The following is a 21,632-nucleotide window of genomic DNA, read 5'->3' as shown; positions in this document are numbered from 1 at the left end:
ACTCCACCGGGCACCTATTTTCCAAGGTCATAGGGGTCAAATTCTTCCTCGTCTTCGCGACGTTCGAGGTGTGAATCGTCGCTAAGAAGCTCTGCTGCGAGCTCGTCGAACTCGCGTCCCCACCCCGCGCGGTCTGTGCGGGCGAGGCCGGCGATTTCCACGGCGGTGTGGCCTGGCGTGTCGGACGGGTGCAGGCGGACCCAGATGCGGCGGCGTTTAATCGCCAGCGACCCGGCGAGTGCGAGCAGCATGACGGTGGAGGCGATCAGCGCCCAGATCTGGGTGGTGTCGCGGGAGATTTGGTAGTTGGCGTATTCGGCGGCGCCGTCGAAACGCACCTTCACCTCGCCGCCGTCGGTGTCCACGGTGGCTTCGGAGCCCGGGGTCAGCTGGACGCGGGTGACTTTCTGCAGCAGGCCTTCGGCGACGAGCGCCTGGTCGAGCGTGAAGATGTTCTGCGGGCGGCCGGTATCCAGGCCGGCGTCACCGACGTAGACGTCGACGGAAATCGCCGGGTCATCCATCGTGGGGAAGGCGGACTGCAACTGGTCGCCGTTCGGGCCGGTCCAGTTGGCGGTGGGCGCGAAGTTGCCCTCGATGGCGATCTGGTTCTTGCGGCGCTCCCCCAAATCCGGGTACATGCCGGCCGGTGGATCGAAACGCATCACGCCAGACGACAGGAACGTGGTCACGTCCGTGGGGCGGAACTGCACCATCTGGGTACGGGTCTCCCCGTTCGGCCAGGTGATGGTGATCTGCGGGGCGAAGCCGTGGCCTTGCAGGTAGATGCGGTCGCCGTTGATGCGCAGCGGGCCGTTGACGGTCAGAGTGGCGCGATCCCATTCGTCCTGCGGCGCGTTGAGGTCGTCGGTGTAGGTCACGTCCGAGGAGAACTCGTTGGCTTGGCCGTTGTTGAGGTATTTCGCCTTGAAGTCTTGTGATTCGAAGCAGAAGGGGGTCAGGCCGGTGCCGTCGAAAAATGGCCCGGCGCGGAACACGTCGAAGTTGGCGGGCGAGGTGTTACAGAACACGCGCGACTGTTCGACGGGGATGGCGTTTTCGTGATCGGAATTGGTGATCACGATGGCCTGGCCCTCATAAAACACCATGCGGCCTGCGGCGAAGGCGACGATCATGCCGACGATGCCGATGTGGAAGATCAGGTTCATCAACTCACGCGTGTAGCCGCGTTCCGCCGAGATGGAGAACACGCCCGCGCGGTCCTCGTCGGGTTGGTATTCGGCGACGTGCCAGCGCTTGAGCTTGTCGCGCACTTGCTTTGCGACGACCCCCTCGTCCCCCTCAACCACACCCTCCGTATGCATTGGCATGCGGGACAGGTAGCGCGGAGCGCGGGTCGGCTTGGCGTTGTAGGCCCGCCAGTGGTCCATGGAGCGCGGGATGATGCAGCCGATCAGGGAGATGACCAGCAACAGCACGATGGCAACAAACCAGGTGGAGTTGAAGACGTCGAAGAGCTGCAGGCGGTCGTAGATGGGCCCCATGGTGGGGTTGGCGCGCAGGTAGTCGTCGACAAGCGTTGCGCTGACTTGGCGCTGCGGCAGCAGAGCACCCGGCACGGACGCGAGCGCGAGGATGAACAGCAGCATGAGTGCGGTGCGCATGCTGGTGAGCCAGTGCCACGCCTTGCGCAGCCAGGTTTGTGCCGTCTTCATTTAGATGATCGTCCCTCCGAAACCGTCGACGAGTTGGCGCGACCAGCCGATGAACGCGTCCCATGCGCCGGTGAGCAGCATAAGCCCGACGAGGATCATGGCGATGCCGCCTGCGATCTGGATGGCGCGCGAATGCTTGCTTAGAAAGTCGATGGAGCGCACAGCTTTCGACGATCCCAACGCCACCAGCAGAAATGGCAGGCCTAGGCCGATGCAATACGCGACGACAAGCAGCACGCCGCGGGCTGCGGTAAGCCCCTGGGTGCCAACCGACACCGAGATGATCGACGCCAACGTCGGCCCCAAACACGGCGTCCACCCCAGCGCGAACACACCGCCGAGCAGCGGCGCGCCAAGGATCGTGGTCCACTTTTTGGGCTGCATGCGGGTGTCGTTTTGCAGCGCCGGCACCGCACCCATGAACACCAGGCCCATAAGGATGGTGACTACCCCGCCGATGCGAGTCAGCGTCTGGGCGTTGAGTGCGATCGCGCTGGCCGCGCCGAACACCGTGACCGTGGCCAGCAGGAACACAACCGTGAACCCGGCGACGAACAACGTAGCCGCACCGGCGACCGCCCAGTGTTTGCGGGCCACGCGCGGGCCTTTGTCGTCCATGGTCATCTCGCCGCCGACCACGCCGGTCAGATACGAGATGTAGCCCGGCACCAGCGGGATCACGCACGGGGATGCGAACGACACCAACCCGGCCAGCGCGGCAGCAAGCAGGCCGAACAGCAGCGGGCCGTCGGTGACGATGTCGGCAAGGCCCACCTAGGCCTCCTCAGCCAAACGGTCAACAACCTCGATGATGTCATCCGCAGTCACCCCGCGCAGGAACACCGCGGCCGGACGGTGTTGCTTGTCCAGCACGATCGTGGTCGGGATCACCGAGGACGGCACGCCACCGAGCGAGGCGGCGGTCTTAAACGGCGGGTCGTAGATGGACGGGTAGGTCACGCCGTTGTCTTTGACGAAGTCCCGGGCAATCTCCGCATTGGAGTCGCGCACGTTGATACCCAGCACGGTGCCCTGCCCGTTGGCCTGCAAGTGTTCGTGGATCTCCTCGAGGTCATCCACCTCCGCACGGCACGGCGCGCACCACTGGCCCCAGGCGTTGAGCACCACGATCTGGTTCTCAAAATCCGACAGAGCAATCGTCTGGTCTGGCTCCATGAGGGACTCGCCCTCAAAACCGGCAAGGGGCTTGCGCTCTGCCTCGTCGTAGGTGATTTCCGTCTGGCCACCCGGGGAGTGGAACGAGAACGTTCCGCCCTGGTCCGCCGACGAGCTCGAGCAGGCCGAAAGCGCCAGCGCCGCCGCGCAGCACGCAGTGGCGATTAGCTTCCGCTTCTTCGTCATGGTGTGTACCTAGATCTCCTGGGCTGGGGTGTTGTAGGCCCAGTCAACAACACGGCCGCCTTCAAACACAAGTGACGTCACGCTGGCCAGGTCGCACTGGCGGCTCATGTGCGCGAGCGGCTTGCCCTGCACCTGGCGCTGCACCATGACAATTGGCAGCTGGTGGCTGACCATGACCGCCTCGTGGCCGTCGGCGATGTCGCGGGCGTCGATCACGGCGTCCCACATGCGTTCCAGGATGGCGTCGTAGGCCTCGCCCCAGCTCGGTTTGAACGGGTTGGTCAGATGCCGCCAGCGGATCGGGTTGGCCAACTGGGTGCGCCAGCCCTTGGTGCGCAGGCCCTCAAAAGTGTTGCCAGCCTCAAGGATGTCCTCACGAGTCTGGATCTCGCAGCCGGTGACCTCCGCGATCGGTTGCGCGGTTTCCTGCGCGCGCTCGAGCGGGCTCGCCGCCAGGTACGTCACGTCGCGGCCCTCAAAGAACTTCGAGGTGACCAGCGCCATGGACTTTCCTCGCGACGACAAGTGGTAGCCCGGCATCCGCCCGTAGAGGATCTTCTTCGGGTTGTAGACCTCCCCGTGGCGCACCAGGTGCACAATCGTCCGGGACTGCCCGCCCGGGTTCAACGCGTCGCTCACTCCGGCGCCACCGCCTGGGCAGCAGCCTTCGCGGCCACCGCAAGGGCGTCCTCGATGCGGCCGAAGTCCTCGTCGGTCAGCGCGGTGGAGACGAACCAGGTCTCGAACGCGCTCGGTGGTGCGTACACGCCAGCGTCCAGCAGGGCGTGGAAGAACGGTGCGTAACGGAACGTGTCCGCTGCCTGCATGTCGGCGAAGTTGTGGCCCTCGCCCTCAGCAAAACGCACGGACAGCATGGTCGCGGCGCGCTGGATGTGGTGGGCGACGCCTTCACGGGTGAGGGCGTCGTTAAGCAGCTGCGCGAGCGTATCCGCGTTGCGGTTCAGCGTCGGGTAAATGTTCTCGTTGGCCAGACGCAGCGATGCCAGGCCGGACGCCATGGCAACCGGGTTACCGGACAGGGTGCCTGCCTGGTAGACGGGGCCGTTCGGCGCGAGCTTCTCCATAATGTCGCGGCGACCACCGAACGCGGCTGCCGGCAGGCCGCCGGAGATGACCTTGCCAAAGGTGGTCAGGTCGCCGGCGACGTTGTCCACGCCGTACCAACCGGAGTAGGAGGTACGGAAGCCGGTCATCACTTCGTCGAGAATGAGCAGCGCGCCGTTGAGGTGTGCGACCTCCTTAAGCTTCGCGTTGAAGTCGTTCTGCGGCGCGACAGTACCCATGTTGCCGGCGGCGGCCTCGGTGATGATCGCCGCGATCTGGCCCTCGTTTTCACGGAAGGCGCGCTCGACGGCTTCGATGTCGTTGTACGGCACGACGATGGTGTCCGCCGCCTGCGCACCGGTTACACCCGGCGAGTCCGGCAGGGAGAACGTTGCAATGCCGGAGCCCGCGGATGCCAGCAGCGCGTCGACGTGACCGTGGTAGCAGCCCTCGAACTTCAAAATCTTCGGCCGCCCGGTGAAGCCGCGGGCGAGACGCACCGCAGACATGGTGGCCTCGGTGCCGGAGTTGACCATGCGCACCTCATCCACGGACGTGCGGGCCACGATGTGCTCGGCGATCTCCACCTCAGCCTCCGTCGGCGCACCGAAGCTCAGACCGTTGACCAAGGCCTTCTCCACCGCCTCGATGATTTCCGGGTGGGCGTTGCCGTGCACCATCGGGCCCCAGGAGCAGACGAGGTCGACGTACTTGTTGCCGTCGACGTCGATAAGTTGCGAGCCGTGCGCACTCTGAATGAAGCGGGTCTGGCCGCCAACCGAGCCAAACCCGCGCACAGGCGAGTTCACCCCGCCCGGTGTGAAACGTTGCGCGCGCTCGAACAATTCTGCCGAACGCTGCGTATTGCCTGAAGTCGGGTTCTGGGAAGTCATGGTTGTCTATCGTAGGCCATATGAATATTGCGTTTTTAGGCCTTGGCCGTATGGGAACTGAGCTCGCGCTCAAACTTGTCGACGACCACTCGCTGACCGTGTGGAACCGCACCGCCGAAAAGACCACTCCCCTGGTCGAACGTGGCGCGCGTGCCGCCGAGACGCCGGAGGAGGCCGTCAAGGGCGCGGATCTTGTCATTACGTCGTTGTTCGGCCCGGACACCGTCCGTGAGGTTGTCATCGAACCGTCCCTCATCCCCGAGGGTGCGACCTGGGCCGACTCCACCACCATCTCCCCGGAGGATGCCGCCGAGTTCGCCGCTGCCGTCCCCGGCTACGTCCACACCCCGGTGGTCGGCTCGCTGCCGCCCGCCCGCGCAGGCAAGTTGGGCGTCTACGTCGGCGGAGCCGATGCTTCTCGACGATCCACCGTCGCCGACGTCGTCGCCCCCTGGGCCGCCGCCAACCCGGAGCGTTTGAAGGTTGTCGATTCGGCCCCAGCCGCCGCCACCGGCAAGCTCTTGGCAAACCTGGCGTTGGCCGTGACCATCCAGGGCTTCAAGGAGGCGTTGGTTTTGGGCGAGTCGCAGGGCCTGGCCCCGGAGCAGGTTGTGGACATGCTCGGCTCGACCGGCCTCGAGTTCATCGTGAACATGAAGAGCCCGTTCCTTCTGGGTGAGCGCTCCACTTCGCCTGGCGACTTCACCGCCGACGCCATCGCCAAGGACGCCCGCCTCATGCTGGCCACCGCCGACAAGGACCTGCCGGCCGTCGCCGCAGCGCTTGCCTCCCTGGAGGAGCAGCAGGAGGCCGGCCGCGGCGACGAGGACTTCTCCACCGTCGTGGTCAACCGGTAGGGGTTCACCTGCTCTCCGTCGCCCTCGCCCCTGCCCTTGCCCCGCCTCTGTCCTTGCTCCGCCCCTCGCCCCTGCCCTTTAAGTGAAGAAAGTTCCCGCTCAGGGAACTTTCTTCACCCCGACAGGCAAGAAGATTCACTTTCCCCAGGGAAGACGGCAACCAGAACGAAAATAGTTCCACGCCCCAATCGGGAGCGTGGAACTATTTTGCGTGGCGACCATTTTCGCTACTTGCCTGCCTCGAGCTCGTTGCCCACGGCCTCGACGGCGCGCCCTTTCTTCTTCGACTGGTTGCGGAAGATACCGAAAAACACCACGACCAACAGCGCAATTGCAACCCAGTTGGCCACCTTGGCGTACTGGTCCAGCACGTCGACGACCGGCTCGCCAATCCACCAGCCCAACCCCAGGTAGAGGAACGACCACAAGGTCTTGGAGATGAAGTTCAGCACCATGAACTTCCACAACGGCATGCCCGAAATGCCCATGAACACGAACACAACAAACGCGATCGGCAACGGAATGGGCACGTACGCCAGGAAGATACCGATCCAGCCGAGCTTGATCGCCCACCCTTCCACGCGCGCGATGTTCTTCGCCGCGCGTTTCGAGTTCGCCGCCTGCACGTCCAGGATGCCGCGACCCCAGAGTTTGCCGGCCCACCAGTAGATCCAGTCGAACTTGATATTCACCAAGGACCCGATGAGCAGGTAGATCAGCCAGTGGGGCGCCTCCCCCACCGCGGCGAGCGCACCGGTGGAGGCGGCGCCGACGCGCGAGCCGGTCAGTGCCAGCAGGACCGGTGGGTGCAGCCCGAGCAGCCATGCACGCAGCGGGATCATCGCCAGGCCGAAGATACCGACGAAGCCAAACCAGGCAAGGCACCAGTAGTCGGCTTTGGTGGGTTTGCCGTTCCAGGGCAGGCCTTCTTCTTCCCACCATTCCTTCTCGGCGGGTTCGGTGGGTGCCGCGGCATCAGCAGCGCCGGCAGCTTCGGCGGCTTCGGCGGCTTCGACGGTGTCTCGCTCGTTGGCGTGTTCTTCCATAGGTGATCAACCTAGCGGAGAACCCGCATTTGACCCTAGCCACGCATCGCCCATCGGTGCTAGCATTTTGACAGCACAATTTGGATCGCAAGGAGGCAGCATGGGCGCTATCCAAAAAAGCAAAGCGACGCGCATCACGCGTCGGGCTGAGACCATAGTCGCTGAAAAGCCAGAGAAGACCGTAACGTTGACTATCCGTGGCGTCGACGAGAGAGTGCGCCACAAGATCAAACTTCAGGCCAGTATGAATGGACGGTCTATGGAGGCAGAGGTACGTCATATTCTGGAAGAAGCAGTCCGACCTGTAAAGGCTGGCTTGGAGCTTTTCGAGCTCTCCCAAGAGGTGGGAGGTATGGATGACCTCGCCGGTGTTATGGATGAAATGGTCACTGCCCGTCGCGGCGGTCAATCATGATCATCCTTGATACGAACGTTGTTTCAGAGCTTTGCCGGAAGGCTCCGCACGAAAACGTCAAACGATGGGCAGCCACCACGGACCCGAAGCAGTGCATTACTTCCATTACAGTCGGCGAGATTGTCCGAGGTGTACGGAGTTTGCCGTCGGGTGCCCGACGGAACGAAATTCAGCACGTTGTCTTCTGGCAATTGTCTAATTTCGAGCAGCGCAACGGTGTCCTCGCTTTTGATACAGACGCTGCCTGGGCGTTCGGCGAAATCGTCGTGGAGCGAAAAAGGATGGGACGCCCGATCCATGACGCCGATGCGATGATCGCCGCGATTTGTCGCGTCCACGATGCCCCGCTTGCCACCCGCAACCTCAAGGACTTTGAGGGCACGGATGTTACGCTCGTCGACCCCTGGGAGGATGCCTAAAGCAGTTGCTTGGCGACGACGCGCGCGTCCGCCACAACCGCCGGCACCCCCACGCCGCTCGCCCAAGCACCGGTGATGGAAATGCCGTCCACCTTGTCGATGATGTTTCGGACGTTGGTCACGGTGGCGAGGTGGTGTTCGTCGAAACGCGGCAAGCCGCCGAACCAGCGCTGGACGAAGATTTCCTCCAGGCCGGCCTCGCGGCCGTCGAATCCAGTGATGGTTTTCAGGTCGTCGAGTGCCCAGTCCACCAGGTCGTCTTCGGTGGCGGTCAGGGCGATGTTGTCGCCGAAGCGGCCGAAGCTTGCGCGCACGATGGCGCCGCCACGTTCGGCGAGGTGCGGCCATTTACGCGAGGAGAAGGTGAACGCCTTTGCCTTCACGTCGTCGGCACCGGTGGCAACGAGCACGCCCGAGTTCTGCGGCAGGCCCTCGTCGGTGGCAAACCGCATGCCGACGACTGCCGAGTTGGCCAACTTCACCGACTGGAGCTCCTGTGCCGCCTCTGGGACGACTTCCTTGAGCAGCAGCGCTGCGGTTGGTGCGGGTACGGCGAGGATGATGTGGTCGTAGATGGTCTCCTCGCCGCCCTTGAGGCGGAAACCGTTGCCTTCGCGGCTGATCTGTGAAATGAACGCGTCGATGTAGATGTCGGCCCCGGACTGTTCGGCAAGGGCTTCGTAGAGTTCGTGGTAGCCGTCGCGGAACGTGTTAAAGACCGCCCCCTGGCCGGTTGGCAGCTCCGCGCGGGAGCGCTCCAGGTTGGCCACGGCGGTGGACAGGTGCACCTTGCCGTCGCCGGCTTCAGCGAGGCGGTCGAGCTCTTCCGCCAGTTGCGGGACGGTGGCGCGAACGCCCAGGTCATCGGCGGTACAGGAGTAGACCCCACCAAGCAGAGACGACAGGATGACGTCGACGACTTCGTCGCCGTAGCGCTCGCGCACGAGTTTGCCGACGTTCATGTCGCCGTCGGTGTCCCAGGTGAAGCCTTCGCGGTTAGCTTCGTCGTCGATACGCGCTGCGGTTTCGGCGCTGACCAAGTGCGCAACCGTTTCGGAGGTAGACGGGATACCCATCACGCCGCCGGTAGGCAGACCGCGGGCCTCGCCATTGGACCAGATCAGGGAGCGCAACCCGGACGGCTCGACGAGCGAATCACCAAGACCCAACTCGGTGAAGAACTCGACTGCGTCCTTGCGGCGTGCGAGGAATGCCTCGGCGCCCATATCGGTCGGGCCAGCCTCGAACGCGACGGTGTAGAGCTTGCCGCCGATGCGGTCAGTGGCTTCGTAGACGTCGATTTTCGCCTCGTCCGTGTCCTCGTTCGAGCTGAGTTTACGAAGCTCGAACGCTGCGGTCAGACCGGCAAGGCCTGCGCCGATAATGGCGATGTTCATTAAATCTCCTCGTGGATGATGCGTACGGCCTCAGTGATGGCGTCCGCATCGGTGGTCGGCAGGACGCCGTGGCCCAGGTTGAAGATGTGTCCGGTGGCATCCCCCGCTTCGACCGCGCGGGCGGCCTCGTTCTTGATGCGGGCGATCTCCTCGCGCACGACATCGGTGCCGGCGAACAGCAGCGCCGGGTCCAGGTTGCCCTGCAGCACGCGCGGGGAGGCGAAACGCTTCGCGGCGGTGTCCAGCGGCACGCGCCAGTCCACACCCATCACCTCGCTGCCAGCCTCAGACATGGCGCCGAGCAGCTCACCGGTGGCCACACCGAAGTGGATGCGCGGGATCTCCCCCGCCACTGAATCCAGGATTTCAACCGAGTACGGCAGGACAAACTCGCGGTAGTCGGCCTCGGTGAGGAAGCCTGCCCAGGAGTCGAAGAGTTGCATCGCGTCGATGCCGGCCTCGACCTGCGTGCGGAGGAACTCGGTGATCGTTGGCACGAGGCGGCGCATGAGCGCGTGCCAGGTTTCCGGATCGCCGTGCATCATCGCCTTGGTCTTCTCGTGGTTCTTGCTAGGCCCGCCTTCGATGAGGTAGCTGGCCAGGGTAAACGGCGCCCCCACGAAGCCGATGAGGGCCTGGGTGTCGCTCAGTTCGTCGAGAATAATGCGGATCCCCTCGGCGACTTCCTCCACGGTGTGGTCCAGGATCGGCAGGTTGTCTACGTCCGCACGGGAGCGAATCGGAGCGTCCAGCACCGGGCCCGTACCCGGCACGATCTCCACCCCAACACCCGCTGCCTTCAGCGGCACCACAATGTCAGAGAACAAGATCGCCGCGTCCATGTCGTGGCGGCGCACCGGCTGCAGCGTGATCTCCGCGAGCAGTTCCGGCATGAAGCACGAATCCAGCATTGCAATGCCTTCTCGCACCTTGCGGTACTCCGGCAAGGAACGGCCGGCTTGGCGCATGAACCACACCGGGGTGCGGGACGGAGTGCGGCCGTAGGCGGCCTCAAGGAACGGAGCGTTAACAAGGTCGCGTCTAGTCATAGTGCCTTAGCCTACCTGCGAAAAGCCTAGATCTTGAACCGGCGTGCCCGGCGCGACTTCGCCTCGATGAACAGGGAGCTGCCCAGCATGAGCAGTGTCGCACCGACGGGCGGTAGCGCTCCAGCTGCGGCGAGGACGACTGCGGTGGCGTTGTACGCAACGGCGAAGGCGAGGTTGCTGTTGGCGATGCGTTTAACGCGTTGGGCGTGCTCGATGAGTTGGGGCACGGACATGACGTCTTCGCGGATGAGAACGACTTCGGCGTCGTCGCTCCAGCGTGGCTCTTTGGTGCCGGCGAGGTCGTCTTCGGCGAAGAGGATGCCGGAGTCGGCGACGCGCAGGGTGGGCAGGACGGAGGCGTCGCCAACCATGGCAACGTTGGAACCTTGTGTGTGCAGTGCACGCACAGCATGGGGTTTGTCCAGCCCGTGAATGCCGGCAAGCACTTGGGAGATGCCGAGGAAGTCAGCGAACCGGCGCGCCACCGGATAGGTGTCGCGGGTGAGCATGACGGTTTCCACGCCCATGGATTCCAGGCGGTCGATGGCCTGGATGGCGTCGTCTTTAGCGGGGTCGTACAGCGTGATCACACCGCGGTCACGTCCACCCCACCGCACGACGACGGGTGTGCCGCCAGTCGTGGCGGCGACGGAGAGTTTGCCGTGGAGTTGCGACAGGTTCGTCGGGCGCCACAGCGATGCCGCAAACGTTTCGGAGCGTGCGTTTTCACCAGTGCCCCACGTTGCGGTAATTGGTCCACCGAACTCGCCGTCGGGTGAGAAGGTGTCACCGTTGGCTTCGATCCAGTCTGGGATGCGTGGGTCGCCGGAGCGGGCGTCGCGTGCTCCTCGTGCTGCTTTCACGATTGCTTTGGAGGCCGGGTGGTCCGAGTCGGCAGACAGGACGCCGGCGATGCGCAGCACCAGTTCAGTGCTTTCGCCACGTACTGCGGTGACGGTTTCCACATGCATTTCCGGTTTGACCAGGGTGCCCACACGGTTGAAGACGACCATGTCGGTGTCGGCCAGGGTGCGAAGCGCGTTGCCGTCGCGCACAAGCATGCCGTGGCGCACGGCGGAGTCGAGGCCTTGGCGCATGGCGAGTGCAGGTGAGATGGCCAAACTCACGGGTGCGACGACGACCAGGATGGCCAGCGACGTCGCAGCGGCCGTGTTGATGTTGCCGTTAAACAGCAGCCAGAGTCCGAAGTTGAGCACCGCGATGACATAGGCGGTTGGGATCAGCAGGCCCGCGGAGCGAGTCGAGACCATGGTGGCTGCGTTTTGGTGACGTGAGGCGTCGTCAAGCCAGCGCTGCACCGCCGCAAGCAGTGTGGTGTGGCCGACGCGCGCGGCGCGGACTTTGATCTCGCCCGAGGCGAGCACCGAGCCGGCGGTGACGATCGAGCCGACTTTGAGGATTTGGTCGCGGTGCGTATCGACGAGCTCCCCACCAATCCGGCCGGAACCACCAACCACTTCCCCATCGACTGGGATGATGTGGCCTGCGGTGAGCGTGACGTCGTCGCCACGCCTGATCTCTGTTGCAGGCAACTCTTCGGGGCTGGGTGTGCCGCGTTTGTCGCGGTGATCCACGTTGTAGACGTCCTCGGCGCCGGGCCTGCGGGATTCGAGTTCCTCGCGCAGATCGGTGCGCACCTGCATGGAGAAGTACCTGCCGAATAGCAGCAGCGTGGTCACGGTGCAGGACACTTCGAAATACAGCTCGGGGCTGTCTGACATGCGCAGTGGCATCCAGCTGCCGGTGGTGGTGTAGCCGATGTCGCCGACGCTGGTAAACAGCAGCATGGCAAACGACCACACATAGGAGGCCAGGATGGCGATCGAACTCGCACCGTCTAGCGCCGAAATACCGCGACGCACGCCGCCTGCCATGGCGCGGTGGAACGGGGATGCGCACCACAGGGCCACCGGAGTTGCTAGCGCGAAGCACACCCACTGCCAGCCCGGAAAGTCCAGGGACGGGATGTAGGTGAGTAGCAGCACGGGGATGGTCAGCAGCACTGCCACCACGAGGCGTGTCGGGGTGACCAGGTCGCGTGCGGTAAACAGCACGTCGCCTTCACGCCGGGAGCGCCGCGACACCGGACGCACAAACCCTTGCGCACGGGCGATCAGGTTCGCCTCTTCGTTACGACGATGCTTCGCCCGGCGCGGCATCGGGTGTTCCTGCCAGTAGCGGCCGTGTGCGCGACGCTGCAGGGTCGAGTCGGTCACGGTTGCGGTGACGCCGAAGCTTTCGATGGTGTCGGTGAGCTCCACAAGCGGCGTACTTGCCGGTGCGGTGACCCACGCCATCTTCGTCGGGTACACCAAGCGCGCCGACACACCTGGCAGCGCCTCAAGTGCTTCGGCGATGTCGGTCAGTTGGGGCCCGTCCTCGATGCCCTCCAGCTCGAAGGCGTAGGAGGCGTTGGGGCGGACAAGTTCCCCGTCCAGGTCCCACGTCGCAGTGCCTGGGTCAATGCCTGCTTGGCGTGCGGCGTGGCGGGCTTCCTCGATGCAATTGTCTAGGTGTTCGTGGTTGCTCACTTACGCAACTCCCCTCCACAGGTCGCCGCTTCGCGTATCGACGAACACATTCGCCGCCGGCCGGAACATCCCAAACAGGGCTGCGACAAGCAGGACAACCACCACGATGGAGGCCCAGCCAGCCACGCCGATGAAGAAGCCGGCAACGTTGAGGAACACAGTTGCCCCAATGCCTGCGGCTGCAATCCTTCGCGCAGTCTTCGACCCTTTATGGAAGTAGGCCGCACTCATCGACAGCAGGATGGCCAAGGCGATGTTGCCCCACGCCAAGATGCGCAGATTGAACCGGAAACGTTCGATCAATGCTTCGTCGGCACCTTCGATCATCCAGGTATCCGGCAGCCGGTCAGGCACGCCCTTGGCCAGGGTCATCAGCCCGATGACGATCATCAACACCGCACTGGCAACCACCAGGTAGTAGGCGGTACGTAGCGGTCGGGGCCACTGCTCAGTGGCCTCGCCGCTGTACCTACGGTTCTTGTCATTCGGGTCTGAGACCATCGTGGGGAACATGCCTGCCATTGGGGACCTACTGTTCCTTCTCTGTCTTGGCTGCGTCTTTCTTCGACGCATCCTTCTTGGGCGCTACCCAGTTCACGGCGTCTTTGTCCGTGGAGTAGATGATGCCCAGAATGCCGGCCACACCCAGAATGATTTGGACGACACCGTCGATGCCGTAGAACACCACCGGTATGGCGGTGGAGGCGGGCTGCATCATGAACAGCGTGATCATGCGGAGGGCGAAGAACACCCCGAAGATCTGCAGCAGCCGGTACGCGTTGCCAGCCTGGGAGCTTTTGTTCCGCACGGCGCGCAGCGCGAACACGAACAACAGCAGCACACCCAACTGGATGAGTGTCATGAGGATCAGGGATCCGTAGACGCCCATGTTGATTAGGCCGTCCGAGATTTCCTCGCCACGCTGCTTAGCTTGTTGCTTGGCGGCGTCCCGCAGCGCGGACGGGTCGACGAACGCGAATACGACGGAGAGAATCTGGTGGATTAACTCGCCTGCGATCATCACTGCCCAGCACCGCAGCATCAACTGCACGGCCTCCGGCGGGCCGCCCGGCGTCTTCTTGTCCACGGCGCTGGCGTCGACGTGGCTGGGGCTCTTCGGGTTGAGTGGCGGGAGGCTAACCATTGAGCTGCTTTGCTGCTTCGATGGCGTAGTAGGTCAGAATCTGGTCCGCACCAGCGCGTTTAATGGATACCAGCGACTCCATCATGGTCTCTTCGAAGTCGATCCAACCGTTCACGCCTGCTGCCTTGAGCATCGCGTACTCGCCGGAGACCTGGTAGGCCGCCACCGGCACTGGTGACATTTCTGCCACCTTGGCCAGCACGTCAAGGTACGGCAAGGCCGGCTTGACCATGACAATGTCTGCGCCTTCGGCGATGTCCAGTTCGGTCTCCAAAAGGGATTCACGCACGTTTGCGGGATCCTGTTGGTAGGTGCGGCGATCGCCCTTCAGCGACGAGCCGACAGCATCGCGGAACGGACCAAAGAACTTGGAGGCATACTTCGCGGAGTACGCCATGATGATGACGTCCTCAAAGCCCTCGCGGTCGAGTGCCTTACGGATCTCGCCGATCTGGCCGTCCATCATGCCGGACGGGCTGACCATGTGTGCGCCAGCGCGCGCCTGGGACAGGGCGAGGTCGCAGTAGATTTCAACCGTCTTGTCGTTGTCCACGATCTCGTTGCCGTGTGCATCGGTACGCAGCACACCACAGTGGCCGTGATCGGTGAACTCATCAAGGCACGTATCGGAGATGATGACCAGGTCGTCGCCGAATTCGTCGCGAAGCGCCTTGATCCCGCGGTTCAAAATGCCATCTTCCGCGACACCGATGGAGCCTGTGGCGTCCTTATCCGCTTCAAGCGGCACACCAAACAGGTCGATCGCCCGCACACCAGCTTCAAGCGCCTCGTGGCAAATTGCCTTCAGGGAATCCTCGGTGTGCTGGTACACCCCCGGCATGGAGGCAATCTCGCGCGGCGCATCAAGGCCGTCTGCGATAAACAGCGGGAGGATGAAGTCGGCCGGGTGCAGCCTCGTCTCCGCCGTCAGGGTGCGCAATGCGGGGTTCTGCCGCAAGCGCCGTGGTCGTCGGGTGAGCTCAAAATCTGCCATGCGCCACATCTTAGAACGTCACCCGACACGACCCCAGCCGTGCTAGTTGCTCGCTGCCGACTTCCGGCGCTTCTTGCGCGGCGGCGGCAACTGCCCAGCCGCACGCAGACCAGCAACGTGCTCTGCCAAGGCGTCAATGAGCGACGGGATATCGGCGACCTCCGGGACGACGTCCACACGCAAGCCCTGCTCACGGGCTTCCGCCTCCGTCACCGGGCCAATGCAGGCGATGATGGTGCGCGCGTGCGGCTTGCCGGCAATACCCACAAGGTTCTTCACCGTCGACGGGGAGGTGAAGCACACGGCGTCGAACCCGCCGGTCTTGATCATGTCGCGCGTCTCCGGTGGTGGCGGAGCAGCACGCACGGTGCGGTAGGCGACAACGTCGTCGACCTCCCACCCCTTGGCCTCCAGGCCATCGACCAGGACGTCGGAGCCCAGGTCCGCGCGCGGCAGCAGCACACGGCCAACCGGGTCGATATCCTCGACATACTCCGGGAAGATCTCCGCCAGACCAGCAGCGTTCTGCTTTGTACGGTGCGGGATCAGCTCCGGGTACATGCCACGGGCACGCAGCGCATCAGCGGTCTTCTGCCCCACCGCGCCCAGGTGCACGCCGGCAAACGAGCGGGCATCCAGGCCAAGCTCCTCGAACTTGTCCCACACCGCATCAACGGCATTAACAGAGGTAAACAGCACCCAGCGGTAGCGTCCCTCCACAATGCCCTTGATCGCGCGGTCCATCTGTGCCGGGTTGCGCGGCGGCTCGAGCGAAATCGTCGGCACCGACTGCGGGATCGCACCGTACTGCGTCAGGCGGGCGTTCATCGGGCCAGCCTGCTCCTTGGCGCGCGGCACAAGCACTCGCCAGCCATACAACGGCCGGTTTTCCCACCAGGAGTACTTCGAGCGGTCGTCCGCAACAGTGCCAAGCGTAACGACGAGCGCACCCGACAGATCCGCATCCAACTTGCCCACCGTCTGCAACGTGGCATCAAACGTGCGCTGCAGACGCGTCGTTCCGTTCGTCGTAATCGTCACCGGAGTGGCGCCTTGGAAACCGCGCTCCATAAGCGCTTCTGCCATCTCTGCGAGGTGCTCCTGGGTGGCCTGGAACACCAACGGTTGCGGCGCAGACGCCAACTGATCCCAGTCCACCGGACCGTTGGTCAGGTCAGCCTCGGTATAGGTCGAGCCCAGTGCAATACCAGCGAAGGACGGCACCGTCGACGGCAAGGACATGCCCGGCACCACGTGGAACTCCAGGCCAGCGTCTGCAACGGCGGAGATCTCCTCCATCACAGCATCACGGGTCAGCGGGTTGCCGGCGACCAGACGGATCACGTCACCATCGCCTGCCTCGCCGTCCTCGATGGACTTCGCTGCCGCCTCGAGCGCCTCGCGCAGCTTCGGCACAATGCCCTCACCTGCCAGGTCGCACTCCTGGAGCTCCGCCGCCGTCGGATCTTCCGGCTTCGGCGGCTTACGGCGCGCACCCGCCGCCTTCGCGTCGGCGCACATCTGCTCGTAGACGGCTTTCGCCTCGTCGAGCTTGGCCTGTGGCACTGGCAATGCTGAGCCAACGAAGTTTCTGACCCCCGCCGACACTTCCGGATCGACGAGTGCGATAGCGTTAGCTTCCATCACCTCGCGGGCACGGACCGTGAGCAGTTCAGGGTTGCCCGGTCCGGCACCCACGAAGATCACCTTCCCCGGCTGGGGGGTGTGAGAGGGCAATGTCATAGAGGAATCTCTTCTAGGCACAAATAACATCCCCCACGCAGACGGATCCACTTAAGCGACCCGTTGCGCGGAGGGGTGTGAACGTATGGTATTTACACCATAAAAGGGATATGCCCCAGAACAAAACCACCGCTACTTCATAACGTCAGCGGCACCGCGTTCAAGCAACGCCTCAGCAGCGCGTCGACCGATCTCCTCCGGGTCCGTACCCTGGACATCTTCCACGAGCGAACGGGACCCATCCAGCGCAAACACACCGGCACGCAGCTCGATGCCGTTCTCCGTCGCACGCGCGGTTGCCGCCACCGGCGCGGTGCAGCCGGCCTCGAGTACGGCAAGTACGGTGCGCTCGGCGCGGGCCTCGACGGTTGCGGTGTCGTCGATAAGTTTCGCGATTGCTTCGCGGCCAGCCGTATCGTCGACACGGCACTCGACCGCAAGCGCACCCTGGGCGGGCGCTGGGATGAACTCGTGCGGGTCGAAGATCTGGGTCGCCCGGTCGCCGTAGCCACCACGCACCAAGCCTGCGTACGCAAGCATGATCGCGTCCAACTCTCCAGATTCGACGTAGCCCATGCGGCGCTCAATGTTGCCACGCAACGGACGAATGTCCAGGTCCGGACGCATCGCGCGCAGCTGGGAAATACGACGAGGTGCCGACGTGCCCACGCGGGCACCTTCCGGCAGCTCCGCCAGCGTCAGCCCATCGCGGGCGATGAGCGCCTCGCGGTTGTCCTCACGCTTGGGCACGATGAGATAGGAACGCGGCTCGTACGCCGTAGGCAGGTCCTTAAACGAATGGACCGCAACGTCAACCTCGCCGTTAAACAACGCGTCGCGCAGCGCGGAGGTGAACACGCCGACGCCGATGCGCTCCACCGGGGCCTGCGACAGGTCACCCGGCGTGACCACGATTTTCAGTTCAGCCGGGTGACCAACCGCACTGAGGTCGTCACGGACATGGCCGGCCTGTGTCGTCGCCAAGTGCGAACCACGAGTACCAATCTTCAGCATTTATTTCTCCTTACCGCGCAGTTCCTCAGGCAGCGGGAGACGCTGCGCCTCCACCGACACCGCCGGCTGATCCAGCCCGAACAGTTCGGTCACTACCTCTTCCACACTCACTGTCTCCTGCGCCGCCGCAAGTTCCTTAATCTTCACCGTCGGCGCGTGCAGCAGCTTGTCCACGACCCTACGGACCGTGCGCTCAACCTGCTCAAAATCTTCCTCAGACATATCCGGAAGCCGGGTGCGAAGTTTCTGCAGCTCCTGACCAGAGATCTCCGCAGCATTTCTGCGAAGCCTCGTCACCGCCGGGGCCACCCCACGCACCCGCTGCTCGGAGGAAAACAGTTTCACTTCCTCGTCGATAATCGCCTCTGCCTCGCGCAACGCACGGGAATCCTCGTTGGTCGTGTTACGCATCTGCTCGTGCAGGTATTCAATGTTGACCAGGTGCACGCCGTCGATGTCAGTGACCGCGTCGTCGATATCGCGCGGCAACGACAGGTCCGCCAGCATCACCGGACCCGCAATGTCCTCCGGCGTAATGGTGAAGCCGTCAGCCGCCGTCGCGGACACCACAATGTCCACCCCACCCATCGCGTGCGAGCGGTCTTCAAAATCCACAACCTCCGCCGGCACGCCCGCCTCGCGGGAATGTCCAGCAAGGCGCTCCGCGCGGTCGCGCGTGCGGTTGGCAATCACCAACCCGTCAATGCCGCGCTTGCCCAGGTGCGTCGCCGCCAGCGAACTCATCGCGCCAGCCCCCAACACCAGAGCTTTCTTCCCCTTAAAGTCTTCAATCCTCATCAGCCCCATCGCCTCATCCAAGGCGGCGGTAACCATGGACGCGCCCGAGTCGTCGATAGTGGTCTCAGTGTGCACACGCTTACCGGTATGCAGCGCCATCTGCGCCAACGAATGCAGATTCGGCCCCACCGTGCCACGCTCCGCTGCATCCACATACGCCGTACGCACCTGGCCGATGATCTGCTGCTCCCCCACAACCATCGAATCCAACCCCGACGCCACAGTAAACATGTGCTCCGCAGCAGCATCCGCGTACCGCACGTACAGGTAGCGACGCAGCTCCTCGATGCCCACCCCAGACACCTTCGTCAGCACCGTCAACACGTCCTCCACACCAGCGTGGAACGCGTTGGCCACCGCATACACCTCGAGACGGTTGCAGGTGGAGATAATCATCGCCTCGGACAACGAAGGCCGCTCAACAAGAGCCGCGGACGTCCCCTCCTGCAGCTCCGTATCCATGCTGAGACGTTCTAGTAGGGACACAGGTGCAGACCTATGCGACATCCCCACGACAAGAACACTCACAAAACCCTCCAGTCCGCGTTGGAAATCAAACTAAAGGATAGCCCCTTACGCGAGGAGCGCCGCCTCAAGGTCGGCGTTGTCCACTTCCCAGCAGGCGAACTCCTCCCCATCAATGACGACAACCGGCACGCGATCGCCGTATTGGGCGGCGTTGTCGGGGTCCAGGTCGACGTCGACAAGCATCAGCTCCGCGCCACACTTCTCCACTACCGGAGCAATCTGCGCCGCCACCCGCTCGCACGAACCGCACGTGGACCGCACCATCAACTCCACCGTCTTCATCCCAACTCCTCTACATCGGGCGCCGTTGTACGATTGCTCACGCTAACACCGCCACCGAAAGAGTCACGATCGCCATGTCAGAACAGCGGGAATTCCTCGCACAATGGTCAGTCTCTCAGGGCAACCTGCGCCGCTTCCTTGAGGACCTTGCACTGCCCCCGCTTGACGACGACGCCCAGCGCACCGCCGGCCAAGCCGCCGCCGCAGCCGCCGTCGAAGAAACCTTTGGTATCAACATCCAAGACTTCGCCCTCGGCGTCGACTCGGTCGGCGGTGCCTTTAAAACCGCCGGCCGCCAAAAAATCACTCCGCCAGACCCCGAAATCCCACAGGACCTCGAGGCAGCCGCGTTCTTTGACATCGACAACACCCTCATCCAAGGCTCGTCGCTGATCCTGCTTGCCCAAGGCCTGTTTAAGAAACGCTTCATCACCTTGCGCGAACTCGCCCCGGCCCTGTGGAAGCAGATCCGGTTTCGCGTCTCCGGCTCCGAAAACGCCGACGACATCGCCGAAGGTCGCGAGCAGGCCCTTGCCGTGGTCAAAGGCAAACGTGTCGAGGAACTCAAGGAAGCCTGCCAGGAGATCGTCGACAAGCAGATGCTGAACAAGTCCTACTCGGACGTCATCGAACTGGCCTCCATGCACATCGCCGCCGGCCAGCAAGTCTGGCTCGTCTCCGCCACCCCGGTCCAGATCGGCCAGGCCCTGGCGGAGACCCTCGGGTTCACCGGCGCTTTGGGCACCGTCGCGGAAGAAGAGGACGGCAAGTTCACCGGCCGACTCGTCGGCGACATCCTCCACGGCCCCGGCAAGAAGCACGCCGTGGCCGCGCTGGCCGCGCTGCAGCAACTCGACCTGAAGCAGTGCACCGCCTACTCCGACAGCATCAACGACCTGCCAATGCTGGAGATGGTCGGCTCCCCCGTCGCGGTAAACCCGGACCGCGCACTGCGCCGCCACGCGAAAGCCCAAGGCTGGGCTATCCGCGACTACCGCTCCGTTCGCCGCGCCGTGCGCCTGTCCGCCCTGCCAGTATTGGGCGCTGCGGGAGCGTTCTCGCTGTGGCGCCTGTGGAACAAGCGGCAGGAAAGGACTCACCATGCCTGATGCGTTTGCCCTGCGCACCCCGCGGCTTGAGTTGTCGGTGCCGACAGATGCGGATATCGACGCCATCTTTGCCATCCACTCAGATCCCCGCACCTACGAGCACCGCCCCGAGCTGACAATGAAGACCCGCGATGAGGCTGTCGAGCTTGCGCGCTCGTGGCAGAACAATTGGGCTGAGCAGCAGTTGGGCTACTACACGGTACGCACCCTCGACGGCGCGACCATCGGCTTTACCGGGGTACGGCACAGCGAGGAAGCCAGCGAAGAAGTCCTGAACCTCTACTACCGATTCGCACCAGAATCGCAAGGCCAGGGCTACGCCAAAGAAGCCGCGGCCGCTGCGATTGCCAGCGCCCGCGAGCGCTTCCCGTCGCTCCCCGTCATCGCCATCATCGACCCTGTGAATGAGGCATCGATTGGCCTAGCTTTGAGGCTCGGACTTGCGTATGTTCCCGGAGCGGGCGTTCCCGGCGACTACGAGGTGTACCGGCTTTCCTAGCTGGGAAAGCCGGCGTTGGTTCGGGCTGTGTGGCCTCAGCCGCGCCACGGCTCCAATGCCCTGATCGGGTACCGCTCATCAACGGTAAAGCGTTGGCACACCACCTGCGTGTCGTCGTCAATATCAAGTGCTCCGATGTACTCCACAAACTCTGGCGAGCGCCAATACTGCTCATGCCCAATGCGCCATTCGTTTGCGTCGGCGTAGCCCTCCCCCTCGGCGATGGCATGCTCGTCGCTCACGTCCGCCAACCGGTAAATCTGAACCTCAGTCGTGCGGATGACGCACACCACGTTGTCATGTGAGTCAAGGACGGCCTCGAGGGCACCCACTTCCTCATGCGGCTGATAGTCGTTGGGGTATTCAGCCAGCAAGGATGCTGTCGCAGTTTTCGTGCCGTCCAGGATGGCGTTGACAAGAGCGTCACGGAGCGGGCCTGGAAAGGCGAACTCGCCACGAGGCAACTCCGAAATGGGCTCTAAAGCATCCCGATTCATACGTTCATATTAGGCAGCGAGGCTCACCGTCCTTGGTGTCGCACTGTTATGCCTCGTAGTTTTGGGTTTCCGCAATCCTGGACAGTCGTTTTCCCTGGTCGTCTAGCTTGTTGTTTGTGCAACCAGACGATGAGCTCCGTGTTGACCATGGTGTTCGTTATCACCTGGGGGTTTGTGAAGGCGGTTTCGAGACCGTCTAGCTGGGTTTGTGGTCGTGCTAGACGATCAGGTGTAGCAACGAAAAGAGAGTGTGCCCTCTTTGGGGCACACTCTTTGTGGTTTGGGTGTTTGGT

General features: G+C 63.5%; 22 protein-coding genes. 5 read left to right on the top strand and 17 right to left on the bottom strand.

The features are described from left to right. Positions 1–14: 14 nt before the first annotated feature. Genes HMPREF2736_RS10495 through hemL form a run of 5 tightly spaced genes read right to left on the bottom strand, consistent with a single transcriptional unit; the run spans position 15 to position 4,996 of the window. Positions 15–1,676 carry a cytochrome c biogenesis protein ResB gene (locus tag HMPREF2736_RS10495; protein WP_070829677.1) on the bottom strand — a complete coding sequence of 554 codons (1,662 nt, stop codon included), beginning with the start codon at positions 1,674–1,676 and terminating at the stop codon, positions 15–17. Beyond that, complete coding sequence (locus tag HMPREF2736_RS10490) at positions 1,677–2,450, bottom strand: cytochrome c biogenesis CcdA family protein (protein WP_070829675.1); 774 nt, start codon at positions 2,448–2,450, stop codon at positions 1,677–1,679. Beyond that, a complete protein-coding gene (locus tag HMPREF2736_RS10485; protein ID WP_070421717.1) occupies positions 2,451–3,038 on the bottom strand; it encodes a TlpA family protein disulfide reductase in 588 nt (195 codons plus the stop codon). Between the two features lie 9 nt (positions 3,039–3,047). Then, positions 3,048–3,677, bottom strand: a complete 630-nt coding sequence (locus HMPREF2736_RS10480; RefSeq protein WP_246817477.1) for a histidine phosphatase family protein — start codon at positions 3,675–3,677, stop codon at positions 3,048–3,050. Continuing rightward, positions 3,674–4,996 (bottom strand): glutamate-1-semialdehyde 2,1-aminomutase, encoded by a 1,323-nt coding sequence (hemL, locus tag HMPREF2736_RS10475; RefSeq protein ID WP_070829673.1) that lies wholly within the window; start codon positions 4,994–4,996, stop codon positions 3,674–3,676. The genes HMPREF2736_RS10480 and hemL overlap by 4 nt, the downstream gene beginning before the upstream one ends. Before the next feature lie 20 nt (positions 4,997–5,016). Between hemL and HMPREF2736_RS10470 the strand changes: the two genes are divergently transcribed. Beyond that, a complete protein-coding gene (locus HMPREF2736_RS10470; RefSeq protein ID WP_070829671.1) occupies positions 5,017–5,853 on the top strand; it encodes an NAD(P)-dependent oxidoreductase in 837 nt (278 codons plus the stop codon). 227 nt (positions 5,854–6,080) lie between these two features. Here the strand turns inward: HMPREF2736_RS10470 and HMPREF2736_RS10465 are convergent, their stop codons facing one another. Continuing rightward, the gene (locus HMPREF2736_RS10465) at positions 6,081–6,899 is read right to left on the bottom strand and encodes a DedA family protein (protein ID WP_070829669.1); all 819 of its coding nucleotides are present in this window, start codon (positions 6,897–6,899) and stop codon (positions 6,081–6,083) included. A 100-nt stretch (positions 6,900–6,999) separates the two neighbouring features. On the opposite strand from HMPREF2736_RS10465, the gene HMPREF2736_RS10460 reads away from it, so the two are divergent. Then, the gene (locus HMPREF2736_RS10460; protein ID WP_141743295.1) at positions 7,000–7,314 is read left to right on the top strand and encodes a FitA-like ribbon-helix-helix domain-containing protein; all 315 of its coding nucleotides are present in this window, start codon (positions 7,000–7,002) and stop codon (positions 7,312–7,314) included. Beyond that, the gene (locus HMPREF2736_RS10455; protein WP_070829667.1) at positions 7,311–7,733 is read left to right on the top strand and encodes a type II toxin-antitoxin system VapC family toxin; all 423 of its coding nucleotides are present in this window, start codon (positions 7,311–7,313) and stop codon (positions 7,731–7,733) included. Before HMPREF2736_RS10460 ends, HMPREF2736_RS10455 begins: the two co-directional genes overlap by 4 nt. On the opposite strand, the gene HMPREF2736_RS10450 is transcribed toward HMPREF2736_RS10455, so the two are convergent. The 10 genes from HMPREF2736_RS10450 to HMPREF2736_RS10405 form a co-directional block, all read right to left on the bottom strand. Then, a complete protein-coding gene (locus HMPREF2736_RS10450; RefSeq protein ID WP_070829665.1) occupies positions 7,730–9,130 on the bottom strand; it encodes a protoporphyrinogen oxidase in 1,401 nt (466 codons plus the stop codon). The genes HMPREF2736_RS10455 and HMPREF2736_RS10450 overlap by 4 nt on opposite strands. After that, positions 9,130–10,179, bottom strand: coding sequence for a uroporphyrinogen decarboxylase (gene hemE / locus HMPREF2736_RS10445; RefSeq protein WP_070829663.1), 1,050 nt, complete (start codon positions 10,177–10,179; stop codon positions 9,130–9,132). The genes HMPREF2736_RS10450 and hemE overlap by 1 nt, the downstream gene beginning before the upstream one ends. Positions 10,180–10,205: 26 nt before the next feature. Continuing rightward, entirely contained in the window at positions 10,206–12,731 is a 2,526-nt protein-coding gene (locus HMPREF2736_RS10440) for a heavy metal translocating P-type ATPase (protein ID WP_070421710.1), read from the bottom strand. Beyond that, positions 12,732–13,253 (bottom strand): hypothetical protein, encoded by a 522-nt coding sequence (locus tag HMPREF2736_RS10435; protein ID WP_070829661.1) that lies wholly within the window; start codon positions 13,251–13,253, stop codon positions 12,732–12,734. A 7-nt stretch (positions 13,254–13,260) separates the two neighbouring features. Next, entirely contained in the window at positions 13,261–13,875 is a 615-nt protein-coding gene (locus HMPREF2736_RS10430; protein WP_070482068.1) for a hypothetical protein, read from the bottom strand. Further along, positions 13,868–14,869, bottom strand: a complete 1,002-nt coding sequence (gene hemB, locus HMPREF2736_RS10425; protein ID WP_371325692.1) for a porphobilinogen synthase — start codon at positions 14,867–14,869, stop codon at positions 13,868–13,870. The genes HMPREF2736_RS10430 and hemB overlap by 8 nt, the downstream gene beginning before the upstream one ends. A 42-nt stretch (positions 14,870–14,911) precedes the next feature. Beyond that, positions 14,912–16,612 (bottom strand): bifunctional uroporphyrinogen-III C-methyltransferase/uroporphyrinogen-III synthase, encoded by a 1,701-nt coding sequence (locus HMPREF2736_RS10420; RefSeq protein WP_070815663.1) that lies wholly within the window; start codon positions 16,610–16,612, stop codon positions 14,912–14,914. A 132-nt stretch (positions 16,613–16,744) separates the two neighbouring features. Continuing rightward, on the bottom strand, positions 16,745–17,626 hold the full coding sequence (gene hemC, locus HMPREF2736_RS10415) for a hydroxymethylbilane synthase (protein WP_070614463.1): 882 nt from the start codon (positions 17,624–17,626) through the stop codon (positions 16,745–16,747). Then, positions 17,627–18,952, bottom strand: a complete 1,326-nt coding sequence (locus HMPREF2736_RS10410) for a glutamyl-tRNA reductase (protein ID WP_083323066.1) — start codon at positions 18,950–18,952, stop codon at positions 17,627–17,629. Positions 18,953–18,997: 45 nt separating this feature from the next. Next, the gene (locus HMPREF2736_RS10405) at positions 18,998–19,234 is read right to left on the bottom strand and encodes a glutaredoxin family protein (RefSeq protein ID WP_070829657.1); all 237 of its coding nucleotides are present in this window, start codon (positions 19,232–19,234) and stop codon (positions 18,998–19,000) included. A 74-nt stretch (positions 19,235–19,308) separates the two neighbouring features. Here HMPREF2736_RS10405 and HMPREF2736_RS10400 point away from each other — a divergent pair, with 74 nt between their 5' ends. Next, positions 19,309–20,343 (top strand): HAD family hydrolase, encoded by a 1,035-nt coding sequence (locus HMPREF2736_RS10400; protein ID WP_070829655.1) that lies wholly within the window; start codon positions 19,309–19,311, stop codon positions 20,341–20,343. Continuing rightward, positions 20,336–20,842: a GNAT family N-acetyltransferase gene (locus HMPREF2736_RS10395; RefSeq protein ID WP_070449676.1), complete on the top strand. Its 507-nt coding sequence runs from the start codon at positions 20,336–20,338 to the stop codon at positions 20,840–20,842. Before HMPREF2736_RS10400 ends, HMPREF2736_RS10395 begins: the two co-directional genes overlap by 8 nt. A 35-nt stretch (positions 20,843–20,877) precedes the next feature. Here the strand turns inward: HMPREF2736_RS10395 and HMPREF2736_RS10390 are convergent, their stop codons facing one another. After that, positions 20,878–21,339, bottom strand: coding sequence for an ASCH domain-containing protein (locus HMPREF2736_RS10390; RefSeq protein WP_070421700.1), 462 nt, complete (start codon positions 21,337–21,339; stop codon positions 20,878–20,880). Positions 21,340–21,632: the final 293 nt, after the last annotated feature.

Source organism: Corynebacterium sp. HMSC036E10, assembly GCF_001836265.1.
GTDB classification, from domain to species: domain Bacteria; phylum Actinomycetota; class Actinomycetes; order Mycobacteriales; family Mycobacteriaceae; genus Corynebacterium; species Corynebacterium coyleae.
Note: the sequence above shows the minus strand (reverse complement) of the source record. Positions and strands in the feature narration are given on the sequence as shown.

Bases quoted from the DNA above. Each gene is read 5' to 3' on its own strand.
- HMPREF2736_RS10455 (WP_070829667.1), top strand. From the start codon at position 7,311: ATGATCATCCTTGATACGAACGTTGTTTCAGAGCTTTGCCGGAAGGCT.
- HMPREF2736_RS10435 (WP_070829661.1), bottom strand. From the start codon at position 13,253: ATGGCAGGCATGTTCCCCACGATGGTCTCAGACCCGAATGACAAGAAC.
- hemC (WP_070614463.1), bottom strand. From the start codon at position 17,626: ATGCTGAAGATTGGTACTCGTGGTTCGCACTTGGCGACGACACAGGCC.
- HMPREF2736_RS10450 (WP_070829665.1), bottom strand. From the start codon at position 9,130: ATGAACATCGCCATTATCGGCGCAGGCCTTGCCGGTCTGACCGCAGCG.
- HMPREF2736_RS10400 (WP_070829655.1), top strand. From the start codon at position 19,309: ATGTCAGAACAGCGGGAATTCCTCGCACAATGGTCAGTCTCTCAGGGC.
- HMPREF2736_RS10470 (WP_070829671.1), top strand. From the start codon at position 5,017: ATGAATATTGCGTTTTTAGGCCTTGGCCGTATGGGAACTGAGCTCGCG.
- HMPREF2736_RS10420 (WP_070815663.1), bottom strand. From the start codon at position 16,612: ATGACATTGCCCTCTCACACCCCCCAGCCGGGGAAGGTGATCTTCGTG.
- HMPREF2736_RS10465 (WP_070829669.1), bottom strand. From the start codon at position 6,899: ATGGAAGAACACGCCAACGAGCGAGACACCGTCGAAGCCGCCGAAGCC.
- hemL (WP_070829673.1), bottom strand. From the start codon at position 4,996: ATGACTTCCCAGAACCCGACTTCAGGCAATACGCAGCGTTCGGCAGAA.
- HMPREF2736_RS10495 (WP_070829677.1), bottom strand. From the start codon at position 1,676: ATGAAGACGGCACAAACCTGGCTGCGCAAGGCGTGGCACTGGCTCACC.
- hemB (WP_371325692.1), bottom strand. From the start codon at position 14,869: ATGGCAGATTTTGAGCTCACCCGACGACCACGGCGCTTGCGGCAGAAC.
- HMPREF2736_RS10390 (WP_070421700.1), bottom strand. From the start codon at position 21,339: ATGAATCGGGATGCTTTAGAGCCCATTTCGGAGTTGCCTCGTGGCGAG.
- HMPREF2736_RS10430 (WP_070482068.1), bottom strand. From the start codon at position 13,875: ATGGTTAGCCTCCCGCCACTCAACCCGAAGAGCCCCAGCCACGTCGAC.
- hemE (WP_070829663.1), bottom strand. From the start codon at position 10,179: ATGACTAGACGCGACCTTGTTAACGCTCCGTTCCTTGAGGCCGCCTAC.
- HMPREF2736_RS10395 (WP_070449676.1), top strand. From the start codon at position 20,336: ATGCCTGATGCGTTTGCCCTGCGCACCCCGCGGCTTGAGTTGTCGGTG.
- HMPREF2736_RS10485 (WP_070421717.1), bottom strand. From the start codon at position 3,038: ATGACGAAGAAGCGGAAGCTAATCGCCACTGCGTGCTGCGCGGCGGCG.
- HMPREF2736_RS10460 (WP_141743295.1), top strand. From the start codon at position 7,000: ATGGGCGCTATCCAAAAAAGCAAAGCGACGCGCATCACGCGTCGGGCT.
- HMPREF2736_RS10405 (WP_070829657.1), bottom strand. From the start codon at position 19,234: ATGAAGACGGTGGAGTTGATGGTGCGGTCCACGTGCGGTTCGTGCGAG.